General features: G+C 35.9%; 10 protein-coding genes. 3 read left to right on the top strand and 7 right to left on the bottom strand.

Features of this window, described 5'->3' with window-relative positions; all coding sequences use genetic code 11:
• Positions 1–28: 28 nt before the first annotated feature.
• Positions 29–1,102 carry a Gfo/Idh/MocA family oxidoreductase gene (locus tag LZQ00_RS04325; protein ID WP_234512231.1) on the bottom strand — a complete coding sequence of 358 codons (1,074 nt, stop codon included), beginning with the start codon at positions 1,100–1,102 and terminating at the stop codon, positions 29–31.
• A 426-nt stretch (positions 1,103–1,528) separates the two neighbouring features.
• Between LZQ00_RS04325 and hisG the strand changes: the two genes are divergently transcribed.
• Positions 1,529–2,380, top strand: coding sequence for an ATP phosphoribosyltransferase (gene hisG / locus LZQ00_RS04320; protein WP_234512229.1), 852 nt, complete (start codon positions 1,529–1,531; stop codon positions 2,378–2,380).
• Positions 2,381–2,415: 35 nt separating this feature from the next.
• Positions 2,416–3,705, top strand: a complete 1,290-nt coding sequence (gene hisD / locus LZQ00_RS04315) for a histidinol dehydrogenase (protein ID WP_234514786.1) — start codon at positions 2,416–2,418, stop codon at positions 3,703–3,705.
• A gap of 92 nt (positions 3,706–3,797) precedes the next feature.
• On the opposite strand, the gene LZQ00_RS04310 is transcribed toward hisD, so the two are convergent.
• The 5 genes from LZQ00_RS04310 to LZQ00_RS04290 form a co-directional block, all read right to left on the bottom strand.
• The gene (locus LZQ00_RS04310) at positions 3,798–4,373 is read right to left on the bottom strand and encodes a hypothetical protein (protein WP_234512228.1); all 576 of its coding nucleotides are present in this window, start codon (positions 4,371–4,373) and stop codon (positions 3,798–3,800) included.
• A gap of 50 nt (positions 4,374–4,423) precedes the next feature.
• On the bottom strand, positions 4,424–5,311 hold the full coding sequence (locus tag LZQ00_RS04305) for a bifunctional 5,10-methylenetetrahydrofolate dehydrogenase/5,10-methenyltetrahydrofolate cyclohydrolase (RefSeq protein ID WP_234512226.1): 888 nt from the start codon (positions 5,309–5,311) through the stop codon (positions 4,424–4,426).
• A gap of 27 nt (positions 5,312–5,338) precedes the next feature.
• Positions 5,339–7,129: a translation elongation factor 4 gene (lepA, locus tag LZQ00_RS04300; RefSeq protein WP_234512224.1), complete on the bottom strand. Its 1,791-nt coding sequence runs from the start codon at positions 7,127–7,129 to the stop codon at positions 5,339–5,341.
• A 108-nt stretch (positions 7,130–7,237) separates the two neighbouring features.
• Positions 7,238–8,215: a cation diffusion facilitator family transporter gene (locus LZQ00_RS04295; protein ID WP_234512222.1), complete on the bottom strand. Its 978-nt coding sequence runs from the start codon at positions 8,213–8,215 to the stop codon at positions 7,238–7,240.
• Positions 8,216–8,266: 51 nt separating this feature from the next.
• Complete coding sequence (locus LZQ00_RS04290; RefSeq protein ID WP_234512221.1) at positions 8,267–9,247, bottom strand: bile acid:sodium symporter family protein; 981 nt, start codon at positions 9,245–9,247, stop codon at positions 8,267–8,269.
• 172 nt (positions 9,248–9,419) lie between these two features.
• On the opposite strand from LZQ00_RS04290, the gene LZQ00_RS04285 reads away from it, so the two are divergent.
• Positions 9,420–10,625, top strand: a complete 1,206-nt coding sequence (locus tag LZQ00_RS04285; RefSeq protein WP_234512219.1) for a pyridoxal phosphate-dependent aminotransferase — start codon at positions 9,420–9,422, stop codon at positions 10,623–10,625.
• Positions 10,626–10,735: 110 nt separating this feature from the next.
• On the opposite strand, the gene LZQ00_RS04280 is transcribed toward LZQ00_RS04285, so the two are convergent.
• A complete protein-coding gene (locus LZQ00_RS04280) occupies positions 10,736–12,151 on the bottom strand; it encodes a Gfo/Idh/MocA family oxidoreductase (protein WP_234512217.1) in 1,416 nt (471 codons plus the stop codon).
• Positions 12,152–12,169: the final 18 nt, after the last annotated feature.

Here is a 12,169-nt window from a genome sequence, read left to right as displayed (position 1 = left end):
TTCTAGTTAAAACAAAAAAGACAATGATTTATAAATCAATTGTCTTTTTTGTTTTAACGGCTTCATCACAAGCAAAAGCAATACGCAAACTATTTAATGCATCGTCAGCCTGTTTCTTTAAGTCTAAATTCTCTAAAATCGCTTTTTGAAAAAACAATTGTTCTCGATTGCATAAATCTTGATGGGTAGGTTCATCCTCTAAATGAATCCATTCATCAGCTTTTACAAATTCATTGTTTTTGTCAATATCTGCATAATGTACCCTTAATGATTCTGTTTTTGTATGAGCTTCTACAGAATCCGAGGCTCCTTCCTGAACGGCTTTACTAGGGACAATAGACACAGATCCCTTAGGTCCGAATACGTCTTTGACAAAAAAAGCAGTCTGACTGACCATAGGCCCCCACCCTGCTTCGTACCAACCCACAGATCCATCATCAAAGTGTAATTGCAATTGTCCATAATTATAGTTTCCATCGGGTATATCTGAAGATAATCTTGCGCCAATAGCTGATACTTGAATCGGCTTGGCGTCGGTCATCTGACACATCACGTCAATATAATGCACACCACAATCCACAATTGGACTTAAACTTTCCATCAAATTACGGTGTACATCCCACATAAAACCATGGCTCTGTTGATTCAAATTCATCCGCATGACCAAAGGAGTACCTAAGCTACGACTAATGTCAATAAATTTTTCCCAGGAAGGATGATAACGTAAGATATAACCAACAACCAGCTTTTTATTGTATTTCGAAGCCGCACTTATAACATTTTGAGCTCCCAAAACCGTATCTGCTAGCGGTTTTTCTATAAACACATGAGCACCAGACTGAAAAGCTTTAATCGCATAAGACTCATGTGTGTCCGGATAAGTAGCAATACAAACAGCATCAGGTTTTGTGAGACTTAATGCTTGTTCATAATCATCAAATTCTGCATAACTAGATTGAAGAGTTGCATTTAAAATAGTTTTACTATTACCTCTAGACACTAAGCCTACAATTTCAAAGCCCTCTAATTCATGATAAGCACGAGCATGAGATGCGCCCATATTACCACAGCCAACAACTAAGATTTTAATTTTTGTCTTCATATCTTAAACAATTTCCCTCCATAATTACCCATAGTGAGATCTTAAAATTAATATTAAATTTTAGACAAAAAAAGTGTAAATAGCGTTCAAGTGTAATAATATTGTGGATAAAATCATCTTTTCAATGATACTGTGAATTTTATGCTTTCCACCAAAGCAGCAAATGAAATAAATCATGAAACATCACATTATAACATCGTTCATTTTATTTTTTTCAATTATTAGCTAATTTAATTTGATTTCTATCAACAATATCTTATTTTTGACTCATTATTAATACAAACATGATTTTTGTTCACGTACATCACTTTCATATGCATCATCGCCATTGCGGCGATATGTAATAAGTGTGTTTCTACGTGAAGCATTTTTTCCCTTGTGTTTGAATTCTATTTATTAATAATTTACAGCTAACATTATAAAGCTTTGAAAAATCTTAAAATTGCTATCCAAAAATCGGGTAGATTAAACGAAAAATCAGTTCAATTACTTAAAAACTGTGGTCTTGACTTCGAAAATTATAAAAGTTCTTTAATAACAACCGTTTCTAACTTTCCACTTGAAATACTTTTCCTTCGGGATGATGATATCCCAGGATATGTAGAACAAGGAATTGCTGATTTAGGGATTGTAGGTGAAAACGTCATTGATGAAACAGAATCTCAGGTTAATTATTTACAACGTTTAGGATTTGGAAAATGCACACTCAAATTAGCCGTTCAAAAAGACAGCACTATTGAAAATTTAAAAGATCTAAATGGTAAATCAATCGCAACTTCATATCCCGTTATTCTAAAGAAATTTTTAGATGAATATCAAATTAAAGCAGATATTCAAATGATTTCGGGATCCGTTGAAATTGCACCAGGGTTGGGATTAAGTGATGCTATATGCGATATTGTTTCCACAGGTGGAACGTTAAAAAGCAATGGGTTAAAGCAATTTGCTGACGTGCGCAAATCTGAAGCCATCTTAATCGGTAGACAAGGGCTGGAAGACAATGAAATTCTAACAGAATTACGACAAAGAATACAATCTGTGCTATTAGCGAAAGAAACTAAATATGTTGTTCTCAATGTAGAGAAAACAAACTTACCAACCATTATGACACTTTTGCATGGTGTTAAATCACCCACAGTTGTTCCTCTGGCTGAAGAAGGTTGGGTCGCTGTTCATACCGTTATTTCTGAAGATGATTTTTGGGGTAAAATCAACAAATTAAAATCTGCAGGAGCACAAGGTATTGTGGTGATGCCGATTGAAAAAATTATTATGTAAAAAATAAGCATTACCTGCTTAAAATAACATTCATGATGCTTAAAACTTTTGAATACGCGAAATTAACAGCCGCAGATCTGCAGCAGATAACAAAGCGGAATACAGATCCTGCTAACACTATTCAAGATACGGTATTGGATATCATCCAAGAAGTACGTCAAAAGGGAGATCAAGCTTTAATCAATTATGCAAAGCAATTTGACAAAGTTGAATTAGAAAAACTGTATCTTGAAACTGATGAAATTGATGCTTTAGCCTCTACCATTAACCGAGATCAGCAAAGAGCTTTAGAAATAGCCTTTCAAAATATTCATAAATTCCATTCTTCACAGGTTAAACGTGAACGGGTAGTGGAAACCATGCCAGGTGTGAAATGTTGGAGAGAAATTCGCCCTATCGAAAAAGTAGGACTTTATATTCCTGGTGGTTCAGCTGTACTACCCAGCACCTTACTGATGTTAGGTATACCCGCACGTATAGCCGGTTGTAAAGAAATTGTCGTTTGCTCCCCTCCTCAAAAAAGTGGTAAAATCAATGGCTTTGTAGCCTATTGCTTACGATTGTTGAAAATCGAACGTATCTACCTTGTTGGAGGAGCACAGGCCGTCGCGGCAATGGCATTTGGTACTGAAACCATCCCACAAGTAGATAAAATTTTTGGACCAGGAAATCAATTTGTTACGAAAGCAAAAAGCATTGTTCAAGGAATTTCTAATGTAAGTATTGATATGCCTGCAGGTCCTTCTGAAGTGTTAGTAATCGCCGATGAAACAGCAAATCCAGCTTTTATAGCTGCCGATTTATTAGCACAAGCAGAACACGGCGCAGATAGTCAGGCGGTTTTGGTTGCTACATCAAAATCAATCATAGCAGAAGTAAATTTGGAGTTAGAAAAACAATTAGCTGTTTTACCTCGTTTCGAATTAGCAAGTAAAGCTATTGAGAATTCCTATGCTATTCTAGTTCAGGATTTGCAGCAAGCAATTTTGTTTAGTAATCAATATGCACCCGAACACCTGATCTTAGAAACAGATCAATGGGAACCATTCGTGCGTTTTATTTTAAATGCTGGATCTGTATTTTTAGGTCATCTGACACCTGAAAGTGCGGGTGATTATGCATCAGGAACAAATCATACACTCCCGACCTCTGGCTATGCCCGATCATATTCAGGTGTTTCGGTAGATTCTTTTGTCAAAAAGGTAACCTTTCAACACATCAGTTCCGAAGGACTTATAAACATCGGCTCTACTGTTGAGATTCTAGCAGAATTAGAAGGTCTACAAGCCCATAAAAATGCGGTAACTATTCGTAAAGAAAAATAAGGTTACACACCTATTATGTCACGTCCTAAAATAAGAAAAGCCTTTCAGAAAATCTGAAAGGCTTTTTTAATACATTGTAATAGAACTTGCAACTAGTGTTTCAAAGCTTCGCCTACGTTTTTAGCTTTACGAGATACATCTTGTGCCGCCTTCTCTGTAGCACTACCAACTGCTTTAGCAGCATCTTTAGTTCCTTCTACAGCAGATTTTCCAGCGTTAACCGTAGCATCTGCAGCTTTATCAAGTGCTTTACCTGTTGCATTCGCAGCTTTACCTGTTGCATCAACAGCCTTGTCAACGGCTTTTCCCGTGCCATTTGCAGCATCTACAACACCTTCTTTAACATCAGATGCTACTTCAGAAGTACCTGATTTAATTTTTTCCCAGGCTGATTTTGATTCTTCTACTGTTTTACGAGCAGCTTCTTCTGCTTTTTTGTCTCCTTTAGCAATCGCTTCATCTAAATCTTTTTGAGCTTGTTCGTATTTAGCTTTCGCTTCATCAGCAGCTACATTTACTTGTTGATCTAAGCTGTCTAAAGAGTTATCTAAATGTTCACCTGCAGTTACTTCTCCATCTTTATTTTTATCTTCTTTTGGAGTGTTATTACAAGAAGCAAAAGTTAATGAAGCTCCTGCAAACAATGCTAAAAATGCAATTTTTTTCATTTTTGTATATTTTTTTTTGGTTAAAATATTATAGTCAATATTTATGCCAATTATCCTCTTGAGTATACAGTACCTTTTGCGGCTTCTAATGTATTCTTTAATAGACCAACAATCGTCATTAATCCTACCCCTCCTGGTACAGGAGTAATCCAAGATGCTTTTGGAGCAACCTGATCAAAATCAACGTCTCCATATAATTTAAATCCTGATTTTGTTTCTGAAGAATCTTCCCTATTGATTCCGACATCAATCACAACAGCCCCATCCTTCACCATATCAGCAGTTACAAAATTTTTCTTTCCTATTGCAGCAACAATAATATCAGCACGTAGAACTTCTGTTTTAAGATCTTTTGTACGGCTATGTGTTAAGGTTACAGTACAGTTTCCAGGATTAGCATTACGAGCCAGAAGAATACTCATTGGCGATCCAACAATATTACTTCTACCTACTACTACCGCATGCTTACCTGCTGTTTCAATGTTGTAATGATCCAACATCAACATAATTCCATAAGGAGTAGCTGGAATAAAACAAGGTAAATTGCGTTGCATTCTACCTAAATTAATCGGGTGAAAACCATCAACATCTTTACGGTAATCTATTGCTTCTGTGATTTTATCTGGATCGATATGTTTTGGAAGAGGCAATTGTACGATCAAACCATCAATACGTTCATCCGCATTAATTTCTTCAATCTTAGCAATCAATTCTTCTTCGGTCACATCAACATCGTAACGAATATTCGTAGACTCAAAGCCTACTAATTCACAATTACGCATTTTACTCGCTACATAAGTTTCACTACCACCGTCATTTCCAACAAGGATAGCAACCAAATGAGGTTTACGTCCAGCTTTCGCTGTAAATTCAGCAGCATCCTTTTTGATGTCTTCTTTTATTTTCGCTGATACGAGTTTACCGTCTAATAAATTCATTTTTATAGGAATAGGATTTTTTAATTTCTAATCTAATTTCAATACAGCCATAAATGCCGATTGCGGAATTTCTACGTTACCCACTTGACGCATACGTTTTTTACCTTTTTTCTGTTTCTCTAAAAGTTTACGTTTACGCGAAATATCACCACCATAACATTTTGCAGTTACATCTTTACGTAATGCAGAAATGGTTTCACGTGCGATAATTTTCATTCCGATAGAAGCTTGAATACGAATTTCAAACTGTTGACGAGGTAATAGTTCTTTTAATTTTTCACAGATTTTTTTACCAAAATCATAGGCATTACTCCTATGGATCAAAGAAGATAATGCATCTACAGGTTCATCATTCAAACGGATATCCAAACGAACTAAATCAGATTGACGATAACCAATTTGAGTATAATCAAAAGATGCGTAACCTTTAGAAATGGTCTTTAATTTATCATAAAAATCAAATACGATCTCTCCCATTGGCATCTCAAAAATCAATTCAACACGATTAGATGTCAAATACGATTGATTAACAATGGTACCTCGTTTTTGAATACACAGTGACATAATGGGTCCTACAAAATCAGATTTTGTAATGATGTTTGCTTTGATATAAGGCTCTTCAATAGCATCCAATTTACTTGGATCTGGCAAGTCTGATGGATTGTGTACTTGAACCTCTTCTTTATCTTTCGTTAGATATGCCTTATAAGATACATTGGGAACTGTCGTAATCACAGTCATGTCAAACTCTCGCTCCAGACGCTCTTGAATAATTTCCATGTGCAGCATTCCTAAGAAACCACATCGAAATCCAAACCCTAAAGCAGCAGAAGATTCTGGTTCAAACACCAAAGAAGCATCATTCAATTGTAGACGATGCATAGATTCGCGCAACTCTTCATAATCCTCGGTATCAACAGGGTAAATACCCGCAAATACCATCGGTTTTACTTCTTCAAACCCCTGAATAGCTGACTCACAAGGTCTCTCTTTATGGGTAATTGTATCTCCAACTTTTACTTCACGTGCTTCTTTAATACCAGAGATGATGTAACCTACATCACCAGTTCTAACTACATCTTTAGCAACTTGATTTAATTTTAAAGTACCGATCTCATCAGCGGTATATTCCTTGCCTGTAGCAACAAATTTCACTTTATCACCTTTGCGAATCTCTCCGTTTTCTACTTTAAAATAAGCCATGATACCACGGAAAGAATTGAATACAGAGTCAAAAATCAAGGCTTGTAATGGCCCTGTTGGATCACCTACCGGTGCAGGTACACGTTTTATAATCGCCTTCAAAATATCTGGAATACCTAAACCAGTTTTTCCTGATGCTGGAATAATATCTTCTCGATTACCTCCGATTAAATCAATAATCTGATCTTTCACTTCCTCAGGCATCGCTCCAGGAAGATCCATTTTATTTAAAACTGGAATAATCTCCAAATCATGCTCTAAAGCCAAATAAAGATTGGAAATTGTTTGTGCTTGTATTCCTTGGGAGGCATCTACAATCAATAAGGCACCTTCACAGGCTGCAATAGAACGAGATACTTCGTACGAAAAATCGACGTGCCCAGGTGTATCAATTAAGTTTAAGATATACTCTTGACCGTCTTGTGTATAATTCATTTGGATTGCGTGACTCTTGATAGTAATACCACGTTCACGTTCCAAATCCATATTATCTAGTAATTGTGCCTGCGCTTCACGTTGCGTAACAGTATTGGTAAACTCCAATAATCGATCGGCCAATGTACTTTTACCATGATCAATGTGAGCGATGATACAGAAATTACGTATTTGCTTCATATAGGATTTTTAAAAATCGTTTGCTAAAAAGCAAAGATACTTTTTTTGAAAGACATTTGGGCTAATCTCCCCCCTATTTTATGCACATAAATTTTACGTTATTGTCCATTAAGAAAGAAAATGTTTACGATTTGGAGTCACATTTTCTACCGTCCATTCGATAGGAGCCTGGAATTCTGTAGAGCGTATAGGACAATCTTTTACTTGACAATAATGACAGCATTCTGGTAAACAAGGATCCGCATGTATAAAAAACTCTGTTTTAATAGACATTTTTGTATTGACAGTTTTATCTAAAATAGAAATTTCATCATGTACTTTCGTCAAGGAGTAATAGTTCGGTAACGTTAAATGACAATCAACATGCAACTCATGTCCATAGCGTTGCACGCGAAAATTATGGATATCAATCCAGTCCGGTTTACGGTTTTCTTGCAATACATCGACCACCTCTTTGATAATCTCTACATCAGATTCGTCCATTAATCCACCAATAGACTGGCGAAGCAGTTTGTAACCACTATATAAAATAAAACCTCCCAGAACAAAAGAAATCCCAAGATCAATCCATTTTAATCCAGTCAATTTCATCAGAATCAAACCAACAATAAGACCAAAAGTACTGTAAGCATCGACCTGTAGATGTTTTCCATCTGCTTCCAATGTTAACGATCCCAGTGCACGGCCTCTTTTCATGATATAAAATCCAATGGCAAAATTAATGAATCCTGTAATCGCAATAAGACTAATCCCTTCTTCCAAGTTAGCCAATGTAGATGGAAAAAAGATATTATAACAGGCCTTGACCAAAATAATGGATCCTGCAATGAAAATTAATCCCCCTTCCAAAAAAACAGAAAAGAATTCCACCTTACCATGTCCATAAGGATGGTTACCATCTTTAGGTTGAGAGGCCAAATGGATGCTATAGAAAGCGAAACTAGAGGCAATTACATTTACAATACTTTCTGCAGCATCTGTAAATATCGCATTGGATGCCGTTAAGAAATAGGCTACAAACTTGATGATCATCAGTCCTAATCCCGTCATTAAGGAGAGTAAGACCAATCGTTTTTGTTTAGACATAAATTGCTAATTTCGCGATAAAGGTAACGATATAACGTATTTGTTTACATTTTAGTTTTTAACATCCATTCTTTTCGCATAGCGTTGTGCAATGATACTCGCAACAAATATCTGAAAAGCATGATAAATCATAATGGGGAAAAAGACAAGTCCGAATCCCAATCCAACGTGTGTGAAAATAATTTTCGCAAATACAGATCCATGAGTTAACGACTTTTTTGATCCACAAAAAATGGCAGTAATTTGATCTTCAATTGGAAATTTCAATAGTTTACTAGCACTATACCAAATCAGAAAGTACACCAAACCGAACAGGACTATTACACCTAAAAAAACAGCTATAAAATACCAAACGTCTACAGTATCAAAGATCTTTTCAATAAAAGAATCGGCAAAACTTTTATAAACAATCAAAAGAATAATTATTTTATCAAATGTACTGAGTCCCTTTGAAAACTTACGTGCCCATTTACCAAAATAAGGCTGTAAGACCACTCCTAATATTACAGGAAGTATAATCTCCAAAAACAAGCTCAAATAAACATGTCCAAAATCAAATTCATGATCAACTGTTAAAAACAAACCCATCCAAAGAGGCGTGACTATCACACCAATAATCCCTGAAATGCTTGCATTAAAAATAGCAGCAGGCATATTTCCTTTTGCAATCGATACCATGACCACGGAAGAAGAAACCGTAGAAGGTAATGCCGCCAAAAAGAAAAATGAAAGCCAGAACTGCTGTTGTATCTCTGTTTTTACAAAAGGTAGAAAAATCAAGACCAATAATGGAAAAAGAATAAAGGTGGACAAATGAACCAACAGATGTAGTTTCCAATTGGATAGCCCTGCCTTTAAATCAGAAAAACTCAATTTTAATCCATAAAAGAAGAAGATAAAGGAAATGCCTAATGTTGTGATTGAATCTAAGGAATACCGACCTTCTATCAAAGCCAAATTAGGATAAATATAAGCTAAAATAATAGCCACAAATAACCCAATAACAAAGGAATCTATTTTTATTTTCATCATATCCGCATATGCTAATCATCTACAAAAAGCATGCGTCAAAACTACAAGTAATTTTAAAATAAATAGAAGTATCTATTATTTTACATTTTTTTTAAAAAAAGGAAGCTATCGTTTGTCTTTTTTCTTAAAATTAACGTATTATTTATATTCTAAATAATATCTTTGTCTTATCATGAGCACACAATCATATTTATCAGATAGGATAAACAAGTTATCCGAATCGGCTACGCTTAAAATGACTAAGCTTGGTCGCGAATTAGCATCAAAAGGCGTTAATGTTATCAGCTTAAGTGTTGGTGAACCAGATTTTAACACACCTGATCATGTTAAGGAAGCTGCAAAAGCAGCGTTAAACGAAAATTGGACGCGTTATTCTCCAGTACCCGGATACCCAGAATTGCGTCAGGCTATTGTGAATAAATTGAAGATTGAAAATAATCTTGATTATGATATTTCTCAAATCGTAGTTTCAACTGGTGCTAAACAATCTTTATCAAATATTATCTTGACATTGATCAATCCAGGTGACGAAGTTGTCATTCCAACTCCTTATTGGGTGTCTTATTCCGAGATGGTTATTTTAGCAGAAGGAAAATCTGTTTTTATTAACACAGAGATTGAGAATAACTTCAAAATTACACCTGAGCAACTAGAAGCGGCGATAACACCAAAGACTAAGTTATTCATGTTCTCTTCACCGAATAACCCTACAGGTACGGTATATAGCAAAGATGAATTAGCAGCTTTAGCAAAAGTTTTTGAGAAACACCCACATGTATTCATTTTATCAGATGAGATTTATGAACACATTAATTTTGTCGACAAACACGAATCCATAGCACAGTTTGACAGCATCAAAGACCGCGTTATTATTGTAAATGGTTTCTCTAAAGCATTTGCAATGACGGGATGGAGATTAGGCTACATTGCTTGTAACAAAGAAATTGCAGCGGCAAATGATAAATTACAAGGGCAAACCACATCAGGAACTTGCTCCATCTCGCAACGAGCTGGTATTGCAGCATACGAACAAGGATTAGAAACCGTAAATAAGATGAAAGAAGCTTTTGCTCGTCGTCGTCAATTGGTCTACAATCTATTATTAGATATTCCGGGTGTGAAAACGAATTTACCAGAAGGTGCTTTCTATTTTTTCCCTGAGATTAGTTCTTTCTTTGGTAAAAAAGATCACGATGGCAATGAAATCAAAAACTCTTCTGACTTGTCTTTATACTTATTAAACGTAGGACATGTTGCAACAGTAGGAGGTGATTCGTTTGGAAATGATAAATATATTCGTTTATCCTATGCAGCCTCTGACGAAAGTTTAGTCGAAGCATTGAAACGTATCAAAGAAGCATTAGGAAAATTAGCATAAATATGCTTTTAAAAATGAAATAACAAAAGCGAGCGTTCTAATCAGAACGCTCGCTTTTGTTTATGAACTGTTGTTTTAAATATCGTTTATCAAAAAACATCATTACCGATCTATACTACATAATACTGTTCCCAACCTTTTCGAGGCGGAGGTCCCATCAGCATCGCATTGGCAAACTTATCGTTTATAATTTCTTTTTTTATAGGATCAAATAAAATTTTATTATTCATTTTTTGTGTCATCACACCCAAGCAAAACACTTGGCTCAACGGCCCTGCAATCTCAAAAGGCGAACGCGTTTTCTCTTCCCCCCTACATGCTTTCAGAAAATTAGCAAAGTGATTTGAAGGAGAAGATTGTACCTCAGGAAGGTGATTTGCTAGATCTTTCGCTTTGGCTTCTGGGATAATCTGTAAGGTACTACCATGAGAATCACCCTTAAAGATAAGGTCTTTACCATAAATGATCTTACCAGGATTTAGTTTTACAGGTTGTAAAGCTCCAGTACTAGGTGCAGGAATATTTGGATCTAGCCCAGAAACACCATATCCATCTGGTATAGGAGGTAGATTATCTAACCCATCATACCAATTAATATCTACAGCAGGCATATTCTTTCGCTTTGGAAAGTGAAATTTAAGCGTTGATGACATTGGAAAGAAAAAGGAGTTATGACCATCCAATTTGACTGCTTCAACTTCCGTTGGAAGACCCAGCTCTAAAAACTCATGTGCTGTATCCAGAAGATGTGCACCCCAATCTCCTAAAGCTCCCATACCAAAATCAAACCAACAACGCCACTGTCCATTGACGTAATCTTTATTATAATCATGTCCAATAGTCTGCATTTGCCACAGATCCCAATCAAGAGATTCTGGAATACGCTCAGGATAAGGATAACCTTGTATTTGTGTATCCCAACCATGCCATCTTCTTGGCATATTCATATGTGCATCAATGCGGGTCACTCCATTAATAATACCTGCATCTTTCCAAGCTTTAAATTGAAAATAGTTTCCTTCCGAATGCCCTTGATTACCCATTTGGGTAACAACTTTATTCTGTTTTCGAGCCTTTTGCATCATCAACTCTACTTCCCAAAATGTACGGGCCATGGGTTTTTCCACATAAACATGTTTGCCCAAATCTAAAGCCATCATGGTAATAGGGAAATGAGAGAAATCTGGTGTCCCAATTGATACTGCATCAAACTGATTGCCCATTTTATCAAATAGCTGTCTAAAATCAGTAAAACGGGGTACATCAGGGAATTGTTTAAGAATTTCTTGTGTATGTTTTGCGCCCATATCCACATCACATAAAGCAACAATATTACATAGGCCTGTTTTGTAAAGTTCTTTAATAATATCAGATCCCCGATTACCGATCCCTATGCAAGCTAAATTTACACGTTCATTGGGTTTTGCCAATGCAACATTACCCAATAAACTATTAGCTGTGACAACTGCTCCACCCGCCACCACAGACTTTTTCAAAAAACTTCTTCTCGATATATAATGGTTCATAATAAATATTGGTCTAGT

Source organism: Sphingobacterium sp. SRCM116780 (assembly GCF_021442025.1).
Classification (GTDB): Bacteria; Bacteroidota; Bacteroidia; order Sphingobacteriales; family Sphingobacteriaceae; genus Sphingobacterium.
Note: the sequence above shows the minus strand (reverse complement) of the source record. Positions and strands in the feature narration are given on the sequence as shown.

Bases quoted from the DNA above. Each gene is read 5' to 3' on its own strand.
- LZQ00_RS04325 (WP_234512231.1), bottom strand. From the start codon at position 1,102: ATGAAGACAAAAATTAAAATCTTAGTTGTTGGCTGTGGTAATATGGGC.
- hisD (WP_234514786.1), top strand. From the start codon at position 2,416: ATGCTTAAAACTTTTGAATACGCGAAATTAACAGCCGCAGATCTGCAG.
- LZQ00_RS04310 (WP_234512228.1), bottom strand. From the start codon at position 4,373: ATGAAAAAAATTGCATTTTTAGCATTGTTTGCAGGAGCTTCATTAACT.
- LZQ00_RS04305 (WP_234512226.1), bottom strand. From the start codon at position 5,311: ATGAATTTATTAGACGGTAAACTCGTATCAGCGAAAATAAAAGAAGAC.
- lepA (WP_234512224.1), bottom strand. From the start codon at position 7,129: ATGAAGCAAATACGTAATTTCTGTATCATCGCTCACATTGATCATGGT.
- LZQ00_RS04295 (WP_234512222.1), bottom strand. From the start codon at position 8,215: ATGTCTAAACAAAAACGATTGGTCTTACTCTCCTTAATGACGGGATTA.
- LZQ00_RS04290 (WP_234512221.1), bottom strand. From the start codon at position 9,247: ATGATGAAAATAAAAATAGATTCCTTTGTTATTGGGTTATTTGTGGCT.
- LZQ00_RS04285 (WP_234512219.1), top strand. From the start codon at position 9,420: ATGAGCACACAATCATATTTATCAGATAGGATAAACAAGTTATCCGAA.
- LZQ00_RS04280 (WP_234512217.1), bottom strand. From the start codon at position 12,151: ATGAACCATTATATATCGAGAAGAAGTTTTTTGAAAAAGTCTGTGGTG.